Here is a 21,680-nt window from a genome sequence, read left to right as displayed (position 1 = left end):
TTACTCCTTAAATGGATGTTGCGGAAACAGTGTTTGGTAAATGGCCTGTACGTCCTGTAGATCAATTTGGCACGGCACATTGTTCATAAGGCGCTTCACGTTCAGTGCCGCCTCGCTCAGAGAGGCAATATCCTCTGGCGGTACGCCGAGAGCCGCGAGATTGTTGGGTAGCTTGAGTTGATTGACTAATGCCTGTAACCAGGTCACCAGGGCATGAGATTTTTCTTCCGCGCTCAGGGCGGTTTCCGCATCGGGAATGCAATCCCAGACCCGGGCAAATTTCTCGACCGCCCAGGGGCGAACAAACGCCATGCACGGCGCCAGCAAGATGGCATTCGCGACGCCATGCGGCAGATGATATTTGCCACCTAACGGGTAGGAGAGCGCATGAACGAGATGCGTGCCCGCATGGGTTATCGCTACGCCGCCATAGTAAGACGCCCACAGCATTTCCAGTTTTGCGCGCAGATCCTGAGGATCGTTCACGGCGGGTTGAATGTGCCGGAAAAGTTTACTTAACCCAGTCAGCGCCGCGTTATCGCTGACCGGATTTGCCACGGTCGCGGTAAAACACTCCAGTAAGTGGCAAAGAGCATCAATGCCCGTGGACGCCGCAATATGCGCGGGCATGCTGGTGGTCAGTTCCGGGAAAAGCGCCACATAGTCTGGTAACAGCACCTGGGAAATAATACCCACCTTCGTGCTTTGCTCAGGGATTGCCAGAATCGCATTCGGCGTGGCTTCTGAGCCGGTTCCGGCGGTTGTAGGAATCAACCATGATTGCACCCGCTGAGTCGGTTTTTCACCCGCAAGCAGCGCATCCAGCCCCGGTGATTGTGGATGGCAAAGCACCGATAGCAGCTTCGCCACATCCAACACGCTGCCACCGCCGATCCCGACCACCACATCAAAAGAGGCATCGCCAGGGGCATCCATTAGCTGGCGCACATCATGATGCGTGGGCTCTGCGGGCACATTATCGATAACGTTAACCTGCGGGCAGTGCTTTTCCAGTAAGGCGCGAATCTGCTGCACACCGTCGAGCTGCGCAATATTACGGTCAGTGACCAGCAGCATTTTTCTGATGTCGGGTAAGAGCGACGTCAGGGAAGGGATAGCGCCTGCGCCGCTCAGTATCGTGCTATTGATAATTACCACAAATAACCTCTCTTCTGTTGATTGAATTCAATCATTCAAAATGCCGTAGCCTACGTAATATGGTCTAATTTTATAATTTATTCGAGTGATTAATAACTTGAGCTTGCTCACATTTAATCAATTGTGATTGAATATAATCATTGTTATCATAAAACAACCTGGAGTGATGATGGAAAAGGGAATCACTAAGCCGAGCATTCTCGTCGTTGCCGATGATTTCACGGGAGCCAACGACGCGGGGGTAAGCCTGGCGCAGGTGGGGCATACAGTTGATGTGGCCTTTGAAATGCATTATCGCGGTGATGCCAGCGTATGGGTGATTAACAGCGACAGTCGGGCGATGGATCCTAAGCTGGCGGCGATGAAAATAACCTCGCTGATGAGTCATCTCCCTCTGGCGAATAATCCGCCGCTCGTGATTAAAAAGATAGATTCCACGCTGCGAGGCAATATCGGCGCAGAAATTGAAGCCCTGATGAAGGCATGCGGTATAACGGGCGCAGTGGTTGCCCCCGCATTTCCTCAGGCGGGAAGGACCACAGTGGCCGGTGAGTGTTGGGTAAACGGTGTGCGGATAACGGAAACCGAGTTTGCCAGCGATCCGAAAACCCCGGTATTGAGCGCCCGAATTGCGGACATCATCCGGTTGCAGACGGCCATTCCATGCCAGCCCGTTACGGTTTCTCAGCTCAGCCATTTGTCTTATGAGCAACCGTGGATTAGCGTGATAGATGCGCAGACGGACAGCGACCTGGATCGCATCGCTGCCGCTGTGATGCAGGCTAAACAACCGCTGCTGCTGGTCGGCTCCGCTGGTATTTGTGATGCCGTTGCCCGGCGCTCCGCGATTATGCCGCCACCCACCGTGCTGGCCATTATTGGTTCAATGAGCGAAATCGCTCAACGGCAGATCGCCACACTTCATTCACACCCATGTATCACACAGATATACGTCGATGTTGAACACATTCTGGCAGGCAATGCCAGTGACTATGACGCGCGTATTGTGCAGGCCTTGCAGAAAGGCGACCACTGCATTGTCCACACCTGTAACGATTCTGTAGCAAGGCATCAGATCGACACCCTTTGCCAGCGTTGGCAGATGAGTCGCGCTGCACTTGGGGAAAAAATTTGTCGGTTTCTTGGCGAACTTACCCGGCAAGTTCTGCTTCGCACAATGCCCGATGCGCTTTATCTCTCTGGTGGTGATGTCGCAATGGCAACAGCCAGTGCGTTAGGCGCGACCGGATTTCGTATTACGGGGAAGGTGGCGCAATGCGTTCCATACGGTCACTTTCTGGGCGGTGTCTGGTCCCGTTCGGTGATGACGAAAGCCGGTGGGTTTGGCGATGAGACCACGTTGCATCAGGTTCTGAATTTTATCGAGGAGAAGTGTAGTGAATAATATTATTGCGGTAACGATGGGTGACCCGGCGGGTATTGGCCCGGAGATCATTATTAAATCCCTGAGCGAAGCCGGGCTTGCTGGTGCCCCGGTGGTGGTGGTGGGCTGTGTGCGCACGCTGCGACGTATTATGGCGATGAATATCACGCCGCAGGCAGAGTTACGCGTCATTCAAAAGGTGTGCGACGCCCATTTTGCTCCCGGCGTGATTAACGTGATGGATGAGCCGCTGGCTAACCCCGATGCGCTGACACCCGGAGTGGTACAGGCTGCGGCAGGCGATTTAGCGTATCGCTGTATCAAACGTGCAACGGCTCTGGCCTTATCAGGCGAGGTGAAAGCCATAGCCACTGCGCCGCTGAATAAAGAAGCGCTGCATCTTGGCGGGCATAACTATCCGGGGCATACGGAATTGCTGGCCCATCTTACCGGCAGCAAAGAGTACGCGATGGTGCTCTATACCGATAAGCTCAAGGTTATCCATATTTCGACTCACATCTCACTGCGTAAATTCCTGGATACCTTGAATGGTGAAAGGGTCAAAACGGTTATTCGTGTTGCGAACCACTTCCTGAAACGTGTTGGTATTGAACGTCCGCGTATTGCCGTGGCGGGTGTAAATCCACATGCAGGGGAACATGGTTTATTCGGCACTGAGGAAATCGAGATTATCGCGCCTGCGATTGAAGCAATGCAGGCCGAAGATATTGATGTTACTGGCCCGTGCCCGCCAGATACCGTGTTTATGCAATGCCATGAAGGGCTATTCGATATGGTAGTGGCTATGTACCACGATCAGGGGCATATCCCTTTAAAACTGCTTGGATTTTATGATGGGGTGAATATCACCGCCGGGTTGCCATTTATTCGCACTTCTGCCGACCACGGCACCGCGTTTGATATTGCCTGGACAGGAAAAGCCAAGTCTGAGAGCATGGCAGTTTCCATCCAGTTAGCAATGCAGATTTCGCGAGAATAAAATGAAGGGATATAACCGGTTAGAGCAGATCATGGATTACCTGAAAAGCCATAATCTGGTCACCGTTGATGAGCTGGTGGCGGTAACCAATGCGTCGCCGGCTACGATTCGTCGAGACCTGATAAAACTCGATGAGCAGGGTGTTATCAGCCGTACACATGGCGGTGTGACCCTCAACCGGTTTATTCCTACCCAACCGACTACCCATGAGAAAATGCAGCGCAGCCTGGCGGAAAAACATGCCATCGCCAGCGCAGCGGCGTCAATGGTCAAAGCGGGGGATTCCGTCGTCCTTGATGCCGGTACGACAATGATTGAACTTGCGCGGCAGATTACACATTTACCGCTTCGCGTGATCACCAGCGACCTGCATATCGCGCTTTTTTTGGCTGAATTCAAGCAAATTGAAGTGACGATTATCGGCGGACGTATCGACGACTCCAGCCAGTCCTGCATTGGCGAACATGGTCGTAAATTGCTGCAAAATACCTGGCCGGACGTGGCATTTTTAAGCTGTAACAGCTGGGATCTTGAAAAGGGTATTACAGCACCCACGGAAGAGAAAGCCGCACTAAAACGCGATCTTATCGCGCATGCTTCGCGCAAAATTCTCCTGGCTGACAGCTCAAAATACGGTTCATGGTCGCTGTTTAATATCGCGCATCTTAATGAACTGACAGAGATTATTACGGATAGTCAGCTTGATGGGCAGACGCGTAGAACGCTTGCGTCCTTGTCGACGCGTTTAATCATAGCCGACTAATCTATGACTCTGCGGCCAGCTCATCCGGCAATTTAATAAATGCGTCAGGCTGGCGACGTTTGGCCTTACGTTTCCAGCGCGAGGATCTGCTGGCAGTAGCGCAGAAAACGCCCCAATATCTTACGCAAAACCATTTTTTCGCTAACTAACAGTTGTCAGCCTGTCCCGCTTATAAGATCATACGCCGTTATACGTTGTTTACGCTTTGAGGAATCCACGATGAGTGAGGCAGAAGCCCGCCCGACTAACTTTATTCGTCAGATCATCGATGAAGATCTGGCCAGTGGTAAGCACACCACAGTACACACCCGTTTCCCGCCGGAGCCGAATGGCTATCTGCATATTGGCCATGCGAAATCTATCTGCCTGAACTTCGGGATCGCCCAGGACTATAAAGGCCAGTGCAACCTGCGTTTCGACGACACTAACCCGGTAAAAGAAGATATCGAGTATGTCGATTCGATCAAAAACGACGTAGAGTGGTTAGGTTTCCACTGGTCTGGTAACGTCCGTTACTCCTCCGATTATTTTGATCAGCTCCACGCCTATGCGATCGAACTGATCAATAAAGGCCTGGCGTACGTTGATGAACTGACGCCGGAACAGATCCGCGAATACCGCGGCACCTTGACGCAGCCGGGTAAAAACAGCCCGTACCGCGATCGCAGCGTTGAAGAGAACCTGGCGCTGTTCGAGAAAATGCGTACCGGCGGTTTTGAAGAAGGTAAAGCCTGCCTGCGTGCGAAGATCGACATGGCTTCGCCGTTTATCGTGATGCGCGATCCGGTGCTGTACCGCATTAAGTTTGCTGAACACCACCAGACTGGCAACAAGTGGTGCATCTACCCGATGTACGATTTCACCCACTGCATCAGCGATGCGCTGGAAGGTATTACGCACTCTCTGTGTACGCTTGAGTTCCAGGACAACCGCCGTCTGTACGACTGGGTACTGGACAACATCACCATTCCTGTTCACCCGCGCCAGTACGAATTCTCGCGCCTGAATCTGGAATACACTGTGATGTCCAAGCGTAAGCTGAACCTGCTGGTGACCGACAAGCACGTTGAAGGCTGGGATGACCCGCGTATGCCGACCATTTCTGGTCTGCGTCGTCGTGGTTACACTGCGGCTTCTATTCGTGAGTTCTGCAAACGCATTGGTGTGACCAAGCAGGACAACACCATTGAGATGGCGTCACTGGAATCCTGCATCCGTGAAGATCTCAACGAAAATGCGCCGCGCGCAATGGCGGTTATCGATCCGGTGAAACTGGTTATCGAAAACTACCAGGGCGAAGGCGAAATGGTTACCATGCCGAACCATCCGAATAAACCGGAAATGGGCAGCCGTCAGGTGCCATTTAGCGGTGAGATTTGGATCGATCGCGCCGATTTCCGCGAAGAAGCTAACAAGCAGTACAAACGTCTGGTGCTGGGTAAAGAAGTGCGTCTGCGTAATGCTTACGTCATTAAGGCAGAACGCGTGGAGAAAGATGCCGAAGGCAATATCACCACCATCTTCTGTACTTATGACGCCGACACCTTAAGCAAAGATCCGGCAGATGGTCGTAAAGTCAAAGGTGTTATTCACTGGGTGAGCGCGGCACATGCGCTGCCGGTTGAAATCCGTTTGTATGACCGTCTGTTCAGCGTGCCGAACCCTGGTGCTGCGGATGATTTCCTGTCGGTGATTAACCCGGAATCGCTGGTGATCAAACAGGGCTTTGCTGAACCGTCGCTGAAAGATGCGGTTGCGGGTAAAGCATTCCAGTTTGAGCGTGAAGGTTACTTCTGCCTCGACAGCCGCCATTCTACGGCGGAAAAACCGGTATTTAACCGCACCGTTGGGCTGCGTGATACCTGGGCGAAAGTAGGCGAGTAAGTTTACGTTGTCGGATAGAGCGTTTACGCCGCATCCGGCAAGAAATATGCAAATTATCCCAAACGCCGCGCTCTGCGGCGTTTTTTTCTGCTTTTCTTCGCGAATTAATTCCGCTTCGCAATTTATCCATAAAATAAATTTAAAATCACAAAACATAATTAAATAAAATGTAACCGCTTTCATCTTGCTGGAATTTCACGTTTTTATTCTTCTGCAAGCCTTTCAACTGCAAACTTAAGCCTTGTAACAAAAATCATCAAAATATGTGCGGTTGCTCATGTTCTTACATTCTGGTTACAGAAAGAGATTGATAATTCGCGTCGCGAAAAATAGTCTGTTCCTGTAGTCAGCGAGACTTTTCTCAACGCTACTTTTTTAATTTTTATTTTTTTCGCTGTTCACCTTTGGTGCAGCAATTTATACGTCAAAGAGGATTAACCCATGCGTGCGTTTAGTGGCAAACGTAGTACGCTGGCGCTGGCTATCGCCGGTGTTACAGCAATGTCGGGCTTTATGGCAATGCCGGAGGCTCGCGCCGAAGGATTCATCGACGATTCAACCTTAACCGGCGGTATCTATTACTGGCAGCGTGAACGCGACCGTAAAGATGTTACCGACGGCGACAAATACAAAACCAACCTTTCTCACTCCACCTGGAATGCCAACCTCGATTTTCAGTCCGGTTATGCTGCTGATATGTTCGGCCTTGATATTGCTGCGTTTACGGCGATTGAAATGGCGGAAAACGGCGACAGCTCTCACCCGAACGAAATCGCGTTTTCAAAAAGTAATAAAGCCTATGACGAAGACTGGTCCGGCGATAAAAGCGGTATAAGCCTGTATAAAGCAGCGGCCAAATTTAAATACGGTCCGGTTTGGGCGAGGGCAGGTTACATTCAGCCAACTGGTCAAACGCTGTTAGCGCCGCACTGGAGCTTTATGCCGGGTACTTATCAGGGGGCGGAAGCCGGGGCGAATTTTGATTACGGCGATGCTGGTGCGTTGAGTTTCTCCTACATGTGGACCAACGAATACAAAGCACCGTGGCATCTGGAAATGGATGAGTTTTATCAGAACGATAAAACCACCAAAGTTGATTATCTGCACTCCATCGGTGCGAAATACGACTTCAAAAATAACTTCGTACTGGAAGCAGCATTTGGTCAGGCGGAAGGGTATATCGATCAATATTTTGCCAAAGCCAGCTACAAATTTGATATCGCCGGTAGCCCGTTAACCACCAGCTACCAGTTCTATGGCACGCGCGATAAAGTTGACGATCGCAGCGTCAACGATCTTTATGACGGCACCGCCTGGCTGCAAGCATTGACCTTTGGTTACCGGGCGGCTGACGTAGTGGATTTGCGCCTCGAAGGCACCTGGGTTAAGGCTGACGGTCAGCAGGGATACTTCCTGCAACGTATGACTCCAACCTACGCTTCTTCCAACGGCCGCCTGGATATCTGGTGGGATAACCGTTCCGACTTCAACGCTAACGGCGAAAAAGCGGTCTTCTTCGGTGCGATGTATGACCTGAAAAACTGGAATCTTCCAGGCTTCGCCATCGGCGCTTCCTACGTTTACGCATGGGATGCAAAACCTGCGACCTGGCAGAGCAATCCGGATGCGTACTACGACAAAAACCGGACTATTGAAGAGTCTGCCTACAGCCTGGATGCGGTCTACACCATTCAGGACGGTCGCGCCAAAGGCACGATGTTCAAACTGCACTTCACCGAATACGACAACCACTCCGACATCCCAAGCTGGGGCGGTGGTTACGGCAACATTTTCCAGGATGAGCGCGACGTGAAATTCATGGTAATCGCACCATTCACCATCTTCTGATGCCCGACGCGGCAGGTTTTGTGCCTGCCGCACGTTTGAGGAATTTGCTATGAAAAAACTGATTCTCATCGCCATGATGGCATCGGGGCTGGTAGCTTGTGCGCAATCAACCGCACCGCAGGAAGACAGTCGTCTGAAAGAGGCTTACAGCGCCTGTATCAACACCGCGCAAGGTTCGCCGGAAAAAATTGAAGCCTGCCAGAGCGTGTTAAACGTGCTGAAGAAAGAGAAACAACATCAGCAGTTTGCCGAGCAGGAAAGTGTCCGCGTACTGGATTATCAGCAGTGTATTCAGGCAACGCAAACCGGAAATGATCAGGCGGTGAAAGCCGATTGTGATAAGGTCTGGCAGGAAATTCGCAGTAATAACAAATAAGTGAGAGCTGTAACTCTCGCTTTTCTTATTTCCCTTGTATAAAAAAGCCAACCTGCAGGTTGGCTTTTCTCGTTCAGGCTGGCTTATTTGCCTTCGTGCGCGTGCTCATCTTCGCGGCAATCGCCTTCGGCACAGTGACCGTAAAGATAGAGACTGTGGTTAGTCAGGCGAATGCCATGTTTTGCGGCGATTTCACGCTGACGCGCTTCGATGGAATCATCACTAAATTCGATAACCTTACCGCAGTCGAGGCAGATCAGGTGATCGTGGTGATGTTGCTGTGTCAGTTCAAATACGGATTTACCGCCTTCAAAATTGTGGCGGGTGACGATACCAGCGTCGTCAAACTGGTTCAGTACGCGATATACCGTAGCCAGACCAATTTCTTCACCCATATCGATCAGACGTTTGTATAAATCTTCCGCACTGACGTGATGGTTGTCCGGCTCCTGAAGAACTTCCAGGATTTTCAAGCGAGGAAGCGTTACTTTCAGGCCAGCTTTCTTTAGGGCGGTATTGTTATCAGTCATGCGGAATCTGTCCTGTTACTAAGCGGTTCACTTCATTAGAAGAAGTGACAGAATTTGCTCTTGAGATAATGCGTATCATTATAGAATTGCCACGCCTAAATGAAAACCACAAGTCCCTGGCAAATATTGTTAATAAAAACGTGGCACAGCTTACATTTACAACAGCAAGGCCACTTGAACACTGGGACATTGTACAGGTACAACAGCAAAAGTTACAAATTTGTAGCAATTATTTTGATTGGCATTATCTATTAATACGGCGTAGACATGAGTCTACGCCGCATCACATCAGGCATTGAGAATTTCGTCGAGATGCAGCTCTTCAGAAATTTGTTTAACCCATTTTTCTACGCGTTCAGCGGTCAGTTCCGGCTGACGATCTTCGTCGATAGCCAGACCGACAAAGTGGTCATCATCAGCCAGACCTTTTGACGCTTCGAAGTGGTAGCCCGCGGTTGGCCAGTGACCAACGATAGTTGCGCCGCGCGGTTCAATGATGTCGCGGATGGTGCCCAATGCATCGCAGAAGTATTCTGCGTAATCTTCCTGGTCGCCACAACCAAACAGCGCAACCAGTTTACCATTAAAATCAATCTCTTCGAGAGTCGGGAAGAAGTCATCCCAGTCACACTGCGCTTCGCCGTAATACCAGGTTGGGATGCCCAGCAGCAGAATGTCATATGCTTCCAGATCTTCTTTGCTGCTTTTTGCAATGTCATGGACATCGGCAACGTCTTTACCAAGCTGTTTTTGAATCATTTTTGCGATATTTTCGGTATTACCGGTGTCGCTGCCGAAAAAGATGCCAGTGATAGCCATGAGTGAAATAACCTCTTGAAACTTATTGAAATGGGGGTGGAAAATTGCCCACGGATAAAGGCAATCATAGCAGAACAGGCAGTCTTGCGGAATCAGCAAACGAGCAGGACTGCACACTGTGCTACATGAAAGTGGAAATTTAAACGATGCCCTGACTACGCAGCGCCGCCAGTTGCTGCATTAACATCTCTTCGATCAGCTCGCTACGGCTCATATTGCGCGATTCCGCCAGCTCGTTCAGTGCCTCGACAGCTTCCGCGTTCAGCTTCAGTTCGACACGCTTAAGGCCACGTACTTTGTCGCGTTTTAGTTGGTTGCGTTTATTAATACGCAGCTGCTCATCGCGCGAAAGCGGATTAGTTTTCGGTCGTCCCGGTCGACGCTCGTGCGCGAACAGATCTAATGTCGTACGGTCCGTTTGTTCTTTGGCCATGATCTTGGTGACTTCGGGGGAAACAATCAGCCAGGCGCCTGCCCGGATGGATAGCGCGCCATAATACATCAGCGCGATGAGTCACGCCAACGTCCACGCGCGGAAAGCGACGCGGACGCTGGGTTTTTAATCAGTTGCGTTAATCATTGAGATAGCGACGGATAGCGCGTAATACCGCATCCGGTTTTTCAGCATGAACCCAGTGACCCGCGCCTGCAATCACATGAGCCCGAGCCTGTGGAAATTGTGCCAGTAAATCATCACGGTACTGCTCGCTAACATACGGAGAATTGCCGCCAGGGATAAATAGGGTAGGATGATCCCATGCCGGGATTTTCTCCCAACCCACAATATGCGGATACTGATCCCACAATACTGGCACGTTAAAGCGCCACTCCCCATCAACAAAAGATTTCAACAGAAACTGAATCACCCCTTCTTCATTAAGATGCTGGCGCATTATTGCCGCTGCTTGCTGGCGTGTTTGTGCGTCTGATTCACTGACTGCGTTGATGGCCGCGAAAATCTCATCATGACGGCGAACGTGATAATCGACCGGCGCAATATCAATCGCCACCAGCTTGTCAATGCGATCGGGGGCTAGTGCAGTAAGAGCCATTACCGCTTTACCACCCATGGAGTGACCGATAAATGTTGCTTTGTCGATCTGCTGTGCATCCAGGGTATCAACAAGATCCTGCGCCATCGCCGGGTAATTCATTACCGGATCTCTCGGTGAAAGACCGTGGTTACGCATATCAACCTGGATGATATTGTGATCGTTTACCAGATCGCGAGCCAGTACGCCAAGGTTGTCGAGGCTGCCAAATAGACCATGGACAAGAACGATGGGAGAATTATTGTGCTGGTTTTGTGCAGTTTGCGCGCGGATATTCAATTTCATGGCAAAGTTCTTTTTTTCGCGTTGTCGGGTTAGGGTATTATGTTGACCATTGTGCCACAGGGCTGCAACAAATAAGGTTTATTCCGAGTTTTTCTGCAAGCCAGGCTTGACGCTATCCGCTGCCGGGATTTATTCATATACTCCTGGCGACTTGTATTCAGCTAAGACACTGCACTGGATTAAGATGAAAACGATTGAAGTTGATGATGAACTCTACAGCTATATTGCCAGCCACACTAAGCATATCGGCGAGAGCGCATCCGACATTTTACGGCGTATGTTGAAATTTTCCGCCGCATCACAGCCTGCTGCTCCGGTGACGAAAGAGGTTCGCGTTGCGTCACCTGCTATCGTCGAAGCGAAGCCGGTCAAAACGATTAAAGACAAGGTTCGCGCAATGCGTGAACTTCTGCTTTCGGACGAATACGCAGAGCAAAAGCGAGCGGTCAATCGCTTTATGCTGCTGTTGTCTACACTATATTCTCTTGACGCCCAGGCGTTTGCCGAAGCAACGGAATCGTTGCACGGTCGTACACGCGTTTACTTTGCGGCAGATGAACAAACGCTGCTGAAAAATGGTAATCAGACCAAGCCGAAACATGTGCCTGGTACGCCGTATTGGGTGATCACCAACACCAACACCGGCCGTAAATGCAGCATGATCGAACACATCATGCAGTCGATGCAATTCCCGGCGGAATTGATTGAGAAGGTTTGCGGAACTATCTAAAACGTTGCAGACAAAGGACAAAGCAATGGCAATCCACAATCGTGCAGGCCAACCTGCACAACAGAGTGATTTGATTAACGTCGCCCAACTGACGGCGCAATATTATGTACTGAAACCAGAAGCAGGGAATGCGGAGCACGCGGTGAAATTCGGTACTTCCGGTCACCGTGGCAGTGCAGCGCGCCACAGCTTTAACGAGCCGCACATTCTGGCGATCGCTCAGGCAATTGCTGAAGAACGTGCGAAAAACGGCATCACTGGCCCTTGCTATGTGGGTAAAGATACTCACGCCCTGTCCGAGCCTGCGTTCATTTCCGTACTGGAAGTGCTGGCAGCGAACGGCGTTGATGTCATTGTGCAGGAAAACAATGGCTTCACTCCGACACCTGCCATTTCCAATGCCATTCTGGTTCACAATAAAAAAGGTGGCCCGCTGGCAGACGGTATCGTGATTACACCGTCCCATAACCCGCCGGAAGATGGTGGTATCAAGTACAATCCGCCAAATGGTGGCCCGGCTGATACCAACGTCACTAAAGTGGTGGAAGACAGAGCCAACGCACTGCTGGCTGATGGCCTGAAAGGCGTGAAGCGTATCTCCCTCGACGAAGCGATGGCATCCGGTCATGTGAAAGAGCAGGATCTGGTGCAGCCGTTTGTGGAAGGGCTGGCCGATATCGTTGATATGGCGGCGATTCAGAAAGCGGGCCTGACGCTGGGCGTTGATCCGCTGGGTGGTTCCGGTATCGAATACTGGAAGCGCATTGGCGAGTATTACAACCTCAACCTGACCATCGTTAACGATCAGGTCGATCAAACCTTCCGCTTTATGCACCTCGATAAAGACGGTGCGATCCGTATGGACTGCTCCTCCGAGTGTGCGATGGCGGGCCTGCTGGCACTGCGTGATAAGTTCGATCTGGCGTTTGCTAACGACCCGGATTATGACCGTCACGGTATCGTCACTCCGGCAGGTTTGATGAATCCGAACCACTACCTGGCGGTGGCGATCAACTACCTGTTCCAGCATCGTCCGCAGTGGGGCAAAGATGTTGCTGTCGGTAAAACGCTGGTTTCATCTGCGATGATCGACCGTGTGGTCAATGATTTGGGCCGTAAGCTGGTAGAAGTACCGGTAGGTTTCAAATGGTTTGTTGATGGTTTGTTCGATGGCAGCTTCGGCTTTGGCGGCGAAGAGAGTGCAGGCGCTTCCTTCCTGCGTTTCGACGGCACGCCGTGGTCCACCGATAAAGACGGCATCATTATGTGTCTGCTGGCGGCGGAAATCACCGCTGTCACCGGTAAGAACCCGCAGGAACACTATAACGAACTGGCAAAACGCTTTGGTGCGCCGAGCTATAACCGTTTGCAGGCAGCAGCGACTTCCGCACAAAAAGCGGCGTTGTCTAAGCTGTCTCCGGAAATGGTGAGCGCCTGCACCCTGGCAGGTGACCCGATCACCGCGCGTCTGACGGCGGCACCGGGTAATGGCGCTTCTATCGGCGGTCTGAAAGTGATGACTGACAACGGCTGGTTCGCCGCGCGTCCGTCAGGCACGGAAGACGCATATAAGATCTACTGCGAAAGCTTCCTTGGTGAAGAACATCGCAAGCAGATTGAGAAAGAAGCGGTTGAGATTGTTAGCGAAGTTCTGAAAAACGCGTAAACATATCAAATAAGAAAAAGGGCGGTCGGAAGATCGCCCTTTTTTGCTTTGCTTAATTAACCGTGTTTATTTTTCAGTTCAAAGCGTGGTGAGACCAGACCATACAGTGTCCAACCGAGGAAGGTCACGATGGAACCGTATAGCATGGCTTCTTCCCCGGATGAGTACAGCGCATAAAAGCTGTACATCGCGCCAACAAAAGCAACAAAGTTTGCAACTTTCGCTTTTGAGGGGGGCACATTAGCGACCTTCTGAATAATGACTAATGCCGCCATTGACAGAATATACGGAATGATATTGGTCACCACGGCCAGGTTAACCAGCACGTTGAACTGACTGTTTAGCGACGGGCTAATCGTCATCAGCGCCAACCCGCTCTGGATAATCACAATGGTCAACATTCCCTGCACCGGTGCATCCACTTTGGTTACACGGGAGAAAATTTTAGGGAAGTAGCCTTCATCAGATGAAGATTTAAACACCTGGGCAATGGTGAACTGCCAGCCAAGCAGCGAACCGCAGCAGGACATCACCATCAGCGCCATAATGACTTTACCCACTTCCGGCGTGAACATCTGCGCGAAGGCCAGACCAAATGGTGCCGTTGAATTTGCCAGCTCCATATTTGGCACAATCCCGGCAATCACGTTGGTGGAGACGATATAAATCACCGCCGCACCTAACGTACCGCCGAGTACCGCGATTGGCACATTACGTTCCGGGTTTTCCACTACATCAGTATTCGCACACGCAGACTCCAGACCAAGAAAAGCCCACAGCGTCATAGCGATGGAAGAACCTACCGCACTGAAGAACGGTGCATGATGCGGATTCCAGGAATCAACGTAAAGTGTCGGGCTAAACCAGAACCAGCCGATAATGCACAGGCCTACCACCGGAATAATGACCCCCCACACGGTAATGCTACTGATTTGCCCGGTAATGCGCGCACCACCAAAGTTAGCCACGGTACAAATCCACAGCACCCCGATGGTCGCAAGACCAATCTGCACTGGCGACAAACTCGCGCCGAGCAGTTCGGTGCCGTAACCAACCGCCGAAATAGCAATCGCGACGTTAGCAATCAGCAGCGAGACGCCGTAGGTATAGTTCGCCATAAAGTTACCGGATTTACCGAAAGCATACTCGGCATAACCGCCCATACCTCCTGATTTACGGCTGAACATACCGCATTTTGCGAATGCCCATGCCAGTGCCATTGAGCCTACGGCTGTCACCAGCCAGGAGATAATTGAGATTGTCCCGACTTCGGCAAGCTTTGTCGGCAGCATGATGATACCGGAGCCCATCATGTTGACCATCGTCAGTATGGTTAACTGAACGACACCCATTTTGTTCGATTTCGCCTGACTCATAATTTTTCCCCTTTCAACAGGGTGCTTTGCGCATCACGAGGCTTGATGACATAGCACCAAACTTGCTTACGACCATCATGTTCTTCGATATAGACACCCTGCAGCTCCGGTGCAAAACCTGGCAGCAGGTTGATGCCTTCTTCCAGAGCGCTGAAGTAACGCAAAACAGCACCACCCCAGATTTCACCAGGAACAACACACAGCACACCCGGAGGATAAGGAAGCGCACCTTCGGCAGCGATACGGCCTTCTGCATCCGGCAGACGAACCAGCTCCACTTCACCGCGTAAGTAGGCGTAGTTGGCTTCTTGCGGATTCATGCTGACGCGAGGGAAGTGTTCCTTACGGAACATCTCTTTTTGCAGTTGTTTCACGTTGTGACGGGCATACAAATCATGCATTTCCTGGCACAACTGACGCAGGGTATAACCGGCGTAGCGCTCTTCATGCTGTTTGTAGATGGAAGGCAGTACTTCCGCCAGAGGCGCATCAGCTTCCAGTAGTTTTTCGAAGCGTACCAGCAGGGCAACAAGTTGCTGCAGTTTGGCCATATCTTCTGCCGGAGTCAGCAGGAAGAGGATGGAGTTAAGATCGCATTTTTCCGGCACTACGCCATTTTCGCGCAGGAAGTTAGCAAGAATCGTTGCAGGTACACCGAACGCTTCATATTCGCCGTTACGTGCATCAATACCTGGAGTTGTCAGCAACAGTTTGCACGGATCGACAAAGTATTGGTTCTCTGCGTAGCCTTCAAAAGAATGCCAGTGCTCACCGGGTACAAATTTAAAGAAGCGCAGATCAACCGCAATTTGCGCTGTTTCATACGACTGCCAGGGTTTACCATCCACCAGTTCAGGAACGAACGGGCGAATGTGCTGGCAGTTATCGAGGATCAATTTGCGGGCATTAATACCGTTAACCACACAATCCATCCACATATTACGACCGCTGACACCTTCATGCATTTTGGCGTTGATATCCAGTGCGGCAAACAGCGGATAGAACGGGCTGGTGGAGGCGTGCATCATAAAGGCGTTGTTCATGCGTTTGTGCGGTACATAACGCTGTTGCCCTTTGATATGGCTGTCTTTTTTATGAATTTGTGAAGTCTGAGAAAAACCAGCCTGTTGTTTATGCACAGATTGCGTAACCAGAATACCCGGATCGTTCTCATTAAGCTCCAGCAGCAGCGGCGAACAGTCCGCCATCATCGGAATAAACTGTTCATAGCCGACCCATGCTGAGTCAAACAGGATGTAGTCACACAGATGACCGATTTTATCCACCACCTGGCGGGCGTTATAAATAGTACCGTCGTAGGTGCCTAACTGAATCACAGCGAGGCGGAACGGACGCGCTTCTTTTGCCCGTTGCGGTGCAACTTCTGTAATCAGTTCACGCAGATAACTTTCTTCGAAGCAGTGCGCATCAATGCCACCGATAAAACCATACGGGTTACGTGCTGTTTCCAGATAAACCGGTGTTGCACCAGCCTGTAGCAAGGCCCCGTGATGGTTAGACTTATGGTTATTGCGGTCAAACAGCACCAGATCACCCGGTGTCAGCAGGGCGTTTAAAACCACTTTGTTGGAGGAGGAGGTGCCGTTTAAAACAAAGTACGTTTTATCGGCATTAAACACTTTAGCCGCATGTTGCTGTGCAATGCATGGCGCACCTTCATGAATCAGAAGATCACCCATTGCAACGTCGGCATTACACAAGTCGGAGCGGAAGAGCATTTCGCCAAAATATTCCACGAACTGATTGCCTGCCGGATGGCGACGGAAAAACTCACCTCCCTGATGACCCGGGCAGTCAAAAGCGCTATTGCCCTGATTGACATAATCGACCAGTGCGCGGAAGAAGGGCGGGCGCAGTTGCGTTTCATAATGGCTGGCAGCGGTTTCTAACTGACGTCCATAAAACTCTTTCCGTGATTCGCAATGCTCGAAGACACCAGAAATACGTGGCAGATATTCTGCTGGTACACGTTCTTCATTTTCCGTTGCAATAAAAACAGGAATGCCATAGCCAGTAGCGTCTATTTCATCGAGTTTTCCACGTTCAACATCATTGACTGATAAAATAATAGCGGCAACGTCAATATAATTACTTTTGTCAATATTCACGCATTCACGATGAGTGGAAAAGCAATCCGGGCAAGAACGGCTAACGGCAATTTTTAATTCTGACATTTTGTTCATCTCTTTATTTCAGGTAATAGCAGGTCCTCAATTTCTCAAAGGAGAAATTGATCACGCCGGAAAAAAGCAAAACCCCACCGCTGATAAATAAATCAGTAGTTTGCTTTTTGCAGATGCAATAACCCAGACCAGCCCGGTAACTGGCTATACTCGTCATACTTCAAGTTGCATGTGCTGCGACTCGAATTATTTAGAGTTTGAAAGGGTTAGCAGTATATGAGCACCGAGGGATACAGGTATTAACCTGTAATGCTTAAAGTCAGGGAGACCTGTACGCAGGGGTGCCCTTTAGTCAGAAGACTAGCGGGCATTAAAGAAATGAAAGTCAAAACTATTACGATGGGCAAACTTCATGATATGGGTTGTCCGCCTTATATGAGGCATTAAGCGGTTATTATTTTCCATTTACCTTTACCTTTTTCTGTGTCAGTTGAAGGTAGGGTTATTCTATCCATGAAATAGCTATAATCTGTGAAGAAGATCAACAAAAAACGATCATATCCCAAATAATAAATCATTAATGATGAATAGCGCCATATTAGATGCTGTTTTGTTGTTTAAATGTTGCAATTTTGTGGGTTGTATTTTCATTAAGAAATTAAACCTGCCAAATAATAATTTTCGGGGCAGGTTTAATAATAAATTAATAATTATTTAAGCGTATTTATTGAATAATAATTCATGGCATAAACCGATACCCAATACCGGTTTCAGTAATAAAATGGCGGGGACGGGCGGGATCTTGCTCCAGTTTTTGTCGCAGATGCCCCATATAAATACGCAAATAGTGGCTGTGTTCGACCGCGTTTGGTCCCCACACCTGATTGAGTAACTGGCGCTGGGTGAGCACTTTTCCGGCGTTGTTGAGCAGCACGGCCAGCAGGCGGAACTCAATCGGTGTGAGATGCACCTCTTCCTCGCCGCGGTGGATAACGCGGGCGGCTAAATCGACGGTAACATCAGAAAATTTCACCAGCGGATCGGGCGTGGTGGTGGCGGAGTGGCGGCGTAATGCGACGCGCAGACGGGCCTGCAATTCGCCAATGCCAAACGGCTTACTCAGATAATCATCCGCTCCGGCATCCAGCGCGGCGATTTTATCGCTCTCTTCGCTGCGTGCGGAAAGCACAATCACCGGCACCGCGCTCCACTGGCGCAGGTCGCGGATAAACTCAATCCCATCACCGTCGGGCAGGCCGAGATCGAGAATAATCAAATCTGGCTTACGGGTTGCCGCTTCCAGCAAGCCGCGTTGCAGCGTTTCGGCCTCAAAGACGCGCATACCGTCGCCCTCCAGCGCCGTGCGCAGAAAGCGACGAATAGCCTGTTCATCTTCAACAATCAGAACGTTTGTCACATATCCTCATGAAATTCTTCAAGTTCAGGGGCTGTTTGCTGGGGAAGTGTAACACGAAAACAGGCACCACCTTCCGGTCGGTTGAATGCGGTAATGGTGCCGCCGTGTACATCCACTATCGCCCGACAAATTGCCAACCCAAGCCCTACACCCGGTACCGCCGACTCTTTATTCCCGCGAGCAAACTTATCAAATATCGTCTGCTCCTGGCCTGGTGGAAGACCGGGGCCGTTATCCCAGACATCCAGTTGTAGATTTTCGCCCTCAACGTGGGCATTGATACCAATTTCGGCCTGCGCCCCCGCATATTTCACCGCGTTCTCTAGCAGGTTAATCAGCACCCGTTCAAAGAGTGGCCCGTCAACGTGGATTAAGGTCAGCGGCTCTGGCAGAGAAAGATTGATGGGCGACGATAAACCCGGTTCCAGCATTTGCAGCGCGCTGCCGACCACTTCTTCCAGCGTTAACCACTCTTTCTTCAAATTAAAGCCGCCGGACTGAATTCGCGCCATATCCAGTAGATTATTCACCAGTCGGGTGGTGTTCAGCACATGCTGACGAATCTCGCTGGCCTGGCGGGCGTGGGGCGATCCTTCGCTTGCCAGATCGAGCGTTAAGATTTCTGCCTGACCGAACAGCACCGTAAGCGGCGTGCGTAAATCATGCGAAAGCGCCGCCAGCAGGGCGTTGCGGATCTGTTCACGTTCGCTTGCCATCCGCGCCTGTTCTTCGCTGGCGGTTAGTGTCAGTCGCTCAAGGGCATTGGCGACTAACAGCGTAAACGTCTCCAGCAGGCGCTGCTGTTCCGGGATCATCAACTGGCGCAGATTCCCCGGTTCCACCACCACCAGTCCGTAGGTTTTCTCGCCGCTTTTTAGCGGCAAAATCTGGTACGGTACACCGGGTAACGTGTCGGTGCCCGCGCCCGCAGGCAGGCCTTTATCAAAACTCCACTGCGCGATGGCATCGTCCCACGGCGTCATTCCTTGCGGATGTGTTAAAGGCTGCAATTTACCGTTGTCATCAGGCAGCAACACCTGGCTACGGGCATGAAACGTGGAGGCAATAAACTGTTCGCTGGTGGCGGCGATATCCTGCGAACTACGGCCCACAGCCAGAGCTTTGGACATTTCATATAAGTGCCGTGTGCGTTGTTCGCGGTAACGGGCTACCCGCGCCTGATAACGCACGCCAGCAGTAAGGTTCCCGATCACCAGCCCGACGGTTAACATCACCGCGAAGGTCAGCAGATATTGCACATCAGAGACGGCGAGCGTGCCGCGTGGGGCGATAAAAAAGAGATCGAAACTCACCACATTAATGACGGTGGCAACCACCGAAGGCCAGCGTCCGTAAAATAGTGCCACCACCACGACGCCAAGCAGATACAGCATCACCAGGTTGGCGGCATCAAACGCCATCAGCCACTGCATGGCAATTAAGGTGATAACGGCGCATAACGCGGCGGCAACCACGCATCCCTGAATCTGTACCCGCCACTTGTCTTTAAAAGAGCGGCTATCCGGCGCGTTGTTAATCGTGCGGGCGGGTGGTTCATCAAGCGCGACCAGCACCTGATCGAGATCGGGGGCGATGCGTGCCAGCCGGTCAGCAAATGTTTCCCGACGCCACCAGCGGCGCGAAGCCGGGCGACCGAGAATAATCTTGCCGAGATTATGTTCACGGGCATAACGCACTACCGCTTTCTCTTCCGCTGGATCAGAAAGTGTTGCCGTCTCCGCGCCCAGCTCCTGCGCCAGACGTAAGGCGCTGAGAATTGCCCGACGTTTTTTCTCCGGTAAGCGATGCAGGGCAGGGGTTTCAACATACACCGCGTGCCAGACACTGCCCAGGCGCGAGGCCAACCGCGCCGCCGTGCGGACCAGTTTCTCACTGCCGGTGTTATGCCCGATGCATAAAAGGATCGCGTCGCGTGTGTGCCAGACTTTCTCTTCGCCAGGATGCCCCCGCCAGGCGCGCATTTGCTCATCTACGCGATCGGCAGTACGGCGCAGTGCCAGTTCGCGCAGGGCGATCAGATTACCTTTGCGGAAAAAATGTTCAATGGCGCGCTCCGCCTGCCCGGCAATATAGACTTTGCCTTCTTTCAGTCGCTGGCGCAGATCGTCCGGGGGCAAGTCCACCAGTACTACGTCGTCGGCGGCATCAAAAAAAGGATCGGGCACGGTCTCCCGTACCTGAATTCCGGTGACGCCGCTGACCACATCATTCAGACTTTCCAGATGCTGAACGTTGACGGTAGTGAAAACATCAATGCCAGCTTCCAGCAGCTCTTCGATGTCCTGCCAGCGTTTAGGATGACGTGAACCTGGCGCATTACTGTGCGCCAGTTCGTCCATTAAGATCAGTGCCGGACGGCGGGCGAGGGCGGCATCGAGATCAAACTCGCTGATGTGCCGCCCACGGTACGCCTGGCGTTTTAACGGCAGAACAGCCAGACCTTTCAGCATGGCGGCGGTATCTTTCCGACCGTGGGTTTCTACCACGCCAACCACAATATCCAGCCCTTGCGCCCGCAGTCGCTGGGCTTCCGCCAGCATCGCCCAGGTCTTCCCGACGCCTGCGCAGGCACCGAAGAATACTTTCAGCTTCCCCCGATGCGGCGCGGCAGCTTGTTCCAGCAGACGATCGGGGTCGGGACGTAAGGGTTCGTTATTCATCAAGCTTATCCAGTGCCAGATTGAGTTCGACAATGTTGACGACCGGCTGGCCGATATATTTCACCAGCGGTTGTTGGCTGTATTTTGCGATCAGTTGCGTGAGCTGTTCAACGCTGAGATTACGCGCTTTCGCCACGCGTGGGATCTGCCAGGCCGCCGCTTGCGGGGTGATGTTATTGTCCAGCCCGCTTGCTGACGCCGTCACCAGTTCAACCGGAACGTTCGTGCTGGCATCCGGGTTAGCAGCCCGTAATGCGGCAACGCGTGCGGCTATCTGTTTATCCAGCTCCGGGTTACTGACTGCCAGATTGCTCCCGCCAGAAGCCTGTGGATTATAGGGCATTTCTGCTGTTGCCGACGGGCGACCATGAAAATAGCCGTTGCCGGTAAAATTTTGCCCGATTAATGCCGAACCGCGCACCGTATCACCTTCACGAATCAATGAACCGTTGGCCTGCCAGGGAAACCACCATTGCCCCAGTGCGGTGGTCAGCAGCGGGTAAACGCCGCCAGTAATCAATAACAGAAAGAGAAATGTCGATAATGCCGGACGTAATCCACGCATGG

General features: G+C 51.5%; 21 protein-coding genes. 8 read left to right on the top strand and 13 right to left on the bottom strand.

All coding sequences use genetic code 11. From position 1 onward, the window contains the following. Complete coding sequence (locus tag HBM92_RS17095) at positions 1–1,158, bottom strand: iron-containing alcohol dehydrogenase (RefSeq protein WP_000234746.1); 1,158 nt, start codon at positions 1,156–1,158, stop codon at positions 1–3. A 169-nt stretch (positions 1,159–1,327) separates the two neighbouring features. Between HBM92_RS17095 and dtnK the strand changes: the two genes are divergently transcribed. The 6 genes from dtnK to chiQ all read left to right on the top strand — a co-directional run bounded on the left by dtnK (position 1,328) and on the right by chiQ (position 8,413). Further along, entirely contained in the window at positions 1,328–2,563 is a 1,236-nt protein-coding gene (dtnK, locus tag HBM92_RS17090; protein WP_000410740.1) for a D-threonate kinase, read from the top strand. Then, positions 2,556–3,542 carry a D-threonate 4-phosphate dehydrogenase gene (locus HBM92_RS17085; RefSeq protein ID WP_001059575.1) on the top strand — a complete coding sequence of 329 codons (987 nt, stop codon included), beginning with the start codon at positions 2,556–2,558 and terminating at the stop codon, positions 3,540–3,542. Before dtnK ends, HBM92_RS17085 begins: the two co-directional genes overlap by 8 nt. Before the next feature lies 1 nt (position 3,543). After that, positions 3,544–4,305 (top strand): DeoR/GlpR family DNA-binding transcription regulator, encoded by a 762-nt coding sequence (locus HBM92_RS17080; RefSeq protein ID WP_000679501.1) that lies wholly within the window; start codon positions 3,544–3,546, stop codon positions 4,303–4,305. Positions 4,306–4,524: 219 nt separating this feature from the next. Beyond that, the gene (gene glnS / locus HBM92_RS17075) at positions 4,525–6,189 is read left to right on the top strand and encodes a glutamine--tRNA ligase (RefSeq protein WP_001287134.1); all 1,665 of its coding nucleotides are present in this window, start codon (positions 4,525–4,527) and stop codon (positions 6,187–6,189) included. A 441-nt stretch (positions 6,190–6,630) separates the two neighbouring features. Then, positions 6,631–8,037, top strand: coding sequence for a chitoporin ChiP (chiP, locus tag HBM92_RS17070; protein ID WP_001201190.1), 1,407 nt, complete (start codon positions 6,631–6,633; stop codon positions 8,035–8,037). Positions 8,038–8,086: 49 nt separating this feature from the next. Further along, positions 8,087–8,413 (top strand): ChiQ/YbfN family lipoprotein, encoded by a 327-nt coding sequence (gene chiQ / locus HBM92_RS17065; RefSeq protein WP_000733594.1) that lies wholly within the window; start codon positions 8,087–8,089, stop codon positions 8,411–8,413. An 83-nt stretch (positions 8,414–8,496) separates the two neighbouring features. Here chiQ and fur read toward each other — a convergent pair whose 3' ends face one another. The 5 genes from fur to ybfF form a co-directional block, all read right to left on the bottom strand. Continuing rightward, complete coding sequence (fur, locus tag HBM92_RS17060) at positions 8,497–8,943, bottom strand: ferric iron uptake transcriptional regulator (protein WP_000131702.1); 447 nt, start codon at positions 8,941–8,943, stop codon at positions 8,497–8,499. After that, on the bottom strand, positions 8,936–9,022 hold the full coding sequence (uof, locus tag HBM92_RS17055) for a fur leader peptide (RefSeq protein ID WP_001406816.1): 87 nt from the start codon (positions 9,020–9,022) through the stop codon (positions 8,936–8,938). The genes fur and uof overlap by 8 nt, the downstream gene beginning before the upstream one ends. 209 nt (positions 9,023–9,231) lie before the next feature. Next, a complete protein-coding gene (gene fldA / locus HBM92_RS17050) occupies positions 9,232–9,762 on the bottom strand; it encodes a flavodoxin FldA (RefSeq protein ID WP_001018618.1) in 531 nt (176 codons plus the stop codon). Between the two features lie 139 nt (positions 9,763–9,901). Then, positions 9,902–10,195 carry a LexA regulated protein gene (ybfE, locus tag HBM92_RS17045; RefSeq protein ID WP_001300829.1) on the bottom strand — a complete coding sequence of 98 codons (294 nt, stop codon included), beginning with the start codon at positions 10,193–10,195 and terminating at the stop codon, positions 9,902–9,904. Between the two features lie 139 nt (positions 10,196–10,334). After that, the gene (gene ybfF, locus HBM92_RS17040) at positions 10,335–11,099 is read right to left on the bottom strand and encodes an esterase (protein WP_000773282.1); all 765 of its coding nucleotides are present in this window, start codon (positions 11,097–11,099) and stop codon (positions 10,335–10,337) included. Between the two features lie 184 nt (positions 11,100–11,283). Here ybfF and seqA point away from each other — a divergent pair, with 184 nt between their 5' ends. Then, a complete protein-coding gene (seqA, locus tag HBM92_RS17035; RefSeq protein WP_000848387.1) occupies positions 11,284–11,829 on the top strand; it encodes a replication initiation negative regulator SeqA in 546 nt (181 codons plus the stop codon). Positions 11,830–11,854: 25 nt separating this feature from the next. Further along, the gene (pgm, locus tag HBM92_RS17030; RefSeq protein ID WP_001304801.1) at positions 11,855–13,495 is read left to right on the top strand and encodes a phosphoglucomutase (alpha-D-glucose-1,6-bisphosphate-dependent); all 1,641 of its coding nucleotides are present in this window, start codon (positions 11,855–11,857) and stop codon (positions 13,493–13,495) included. Positions 13,496–13,551: 56 nt separating this feature from the next. Here pgm and potE read toward each other — a convergent pair whose 3' ends face one another. The 7 genes from potE to kdpC form a co-directional block, all read right to left on the bottom strand. After that, the gene (potE, locus tag HBM92_RS17025; RefSeq protein WP_000075845.1) at positions 13,552–14,871 is read right to left on the bottom strand and encodes a putrescine-ornithine antiporter; all 1,320 of its coding nucleotides are present in this window, start codon (positions 14,869–14,871) and stop codon (positions 13,552–13,554) included. Further along, on the bottom strand, positions 14,868–17,066 hold the full coding sequence (gene speF, locus HBM92_RS17020; RefSeq protein WP_001524296.1) for an ornithine decarboxylase SpeF: 2,199 nt from the start codon (positions 17,064–17,066) through the stop codon (positions 14,868–14,870). The genes potE and speF overlap by 4 nt, the downstream gene beginning before the upstream one ends. Before the next feature lie 309 nt (positions 17,067–17,375). Then, positions 17,376–17,480 (bottom strand): leader peptide SpeFL, encoded by a 105-nt coding sequence (gene speFL / locus HBM92_RS17015; protein ID WP_001312672.1) that lies wholly within the window; start codon positions 17,478–17,480, stop codon positions 17,376–17,378. Continuing rightward, on the bottom strand, positions 17,459–17,593 hold the full coding sequence (locus tag HBM92_RS25705; RefSeq protein ID WP_001298624.1) for a hypothetical protein: 135 nt from the start codon (positions 17,591–17,593) through the stop codon (positions 17,459–17,461). Before HBM92_RS25705 ends, speFL begins: the two co-directional genes overlap by 22 nt. A gap of 161 nt (positions 17,594–17,754) precedes the next feature. Next, positions 17,755–18,432, bottom strand: a complete 678-nt coding sequence (kdpE, locus tag HBM92_RS17010) for a two-component system response regulator KdpE (protein ID WP_000186082.1) — start codon at positions 18,430–18,432, stop codon at positions 17,755–17,757. Continuing rightward, positions 18,429–21,113 carry a two-component system sensor histidine kinase KdpD gene (gene kdpD, locus HBM92_RS17005; RefSeq protein WP_001304798.1) on the bottom strand — a complete coding sequence of 895 codons (2,685 nt, stop codon included), beginning with the start codon at positions 21,111–21,113 and terminating at the stop codon, positions 18,429–18,431. The genes kdpE and kdpD overlap by 4 nt, the downstream gene beginning before the upstream one ends. Next, on the bottom strand, positions 21,106–21,678 hold the full coding sequence (gene kdpC, locus HBM92_RS17000; protein ID WP_001298627.1) for a K(+)-transporting ATPase subunit C: 573 nt from the start codon (positions 21,676–21,678) through the stop codon (positions 21,106–21,108). Before kdpC ends, kdpD begins: the two co-directional genes overlap by 8 nt. Positions 21,679–21,680 lie beyond the last annotated feature (2 nt).

The organism is Escherichia sp. E.sYA108 (genome assembly GCF_011754335.1).
Classification (GTDB): Bacteria; Pseudomonadota; Gammaproteobacteria; order Enterobacterales; family Enterobacteriaceae; genus Escherichia; species Escherichia coli.
This window is presented reverse-complemented; position numbering and strand designations above follow the sequence as displayed.

What these genes read in the sequence shown, in the direction of transcription:
- dtnK (WP_000410740.1), top strand. Translation starts at nt 1,328, where the DNA reads ATGGAAAAGGGAATCACTAAGCCGAGCATTCTCGTCGTTGCCGATGAT.
- HBM92_RS17080 (WP_000679501.1), top strand. Translation starts at nt 3,544, where the DNA reads ATGAAGGGATATAACCGGTTAGAGCAGATCATGGATTACCTGAAAAGC.
- glnS (WP_001287134.1), top strand. Translation starts at nt 4,525, where the DNA reads ATGAGTGAGGCAGAAGCCCGCCCGACTAACTTTATTCGTCAGATCATC.
- chiP (WP_001201190.1), top strand. Translation starts at nt 6,631, where the DNA reads ATGCGTGCGTTTAGTGGCAAACGTAGTACGCTGGCGCTGGCTATCGCC.
- chiQ (WP_000733594.1), top strand. Translation starts at nt 8,087, where the DNA reads ATGAAAAAACTGATTCTCATCGCCATGATGGCATCGGGGCTGGTAGCT.
- fur (WP_000131702.1), bottom strand. Translation starts at nt 8,943, where the DNA reads ATGACTGATAACAATACCGCCCTAAAGAAAGCTGGCCTGAAAGTAACG.
- uof (WP_001406816.1), bottom strand. Translation starts at nt 9,022, where the DNA reads ATGATACGCATTATCTCAAGAGCAAATTCTGTCACTTCTTCTAATGAA.
- fldA (WP_001018618.1), bottom strand. Translation starts at nt 9,762, where the DNA reads ATGGCTATCACTGGCATCTTTTTCGGCAGCGACACCGGTAATACCGAA.
- ybfE (WP_001300829.1), bottom strand. Translation starts at nt 10,195, where the DNA reads ATGGCCAAAGAACAAACGGACCGTACGACATTAGATCTGTTCGCGCAC.
- ybfF (WP_000773282.1), bottom strand. Translation starts at nt 11,099, where the DNA reads ATGAAATTGAATATCCGCGCGCAAACTGCACAAAACCAGCACAATAAT.
- seqA (WP_000848387.1), top strand. Translation starts at nt 11,284, where the DNA reads ATGAAAACGATTGAAGTTGATGATGAACTCTACAGCTATATTGCCAGC.
- pgm (WP_001304801.1), top strand. Translation starts at nt 11,855, where the DNA reads ATGGCAATCCACAATCGTGCAGGCCAACCTGCACAACAGAGTGATTTG.
- potE (WP_000075845.1), bottom strand. Translation starts at nt 14,871, where the DNA reads ATGAGTCAGGCGAAATCGAACAAAATGGGTGTCGTTCAGTTAACCATA.
- speF (WP_001524296.1), bottom strand. Translation starts at nt 17,066, where the DNA reads ATGTCAGAATTAAAAATTGCCGTTAGCCGTTCTTGCCCGGATTGCTTT.
- speFL (WP_001312672.1), bottom strand. Translation starts at nt 17,480, where the DNA reads ATGGAAAATAATAACCGCTTAATGCCTCATATAAGGCGGACAACCCAT.
- HBM92_RS25705 (WP_001298624.1), bottom strand. Translation starts at nt 17,593, where the DNA reads ATGATTTATTATTTGGGATATGATCGTTTTTTGTTGATCTTCTTCACA.
- kdpD (WP_001304798.1), bottom strand. Translation starts at nt 21,113, where the DNA reads ATGAATAACGAACCCTTACGTCCCGACCCCGATCGTCTGCTGGAACAA.
- kdpC (WP_001298627.1), bottom strand. Translation starts at nt 21,678, where the DNA reads ATGCGTGGATTACGTCCGGCATTATCGACATTTCTCTTTCTGTTATTG.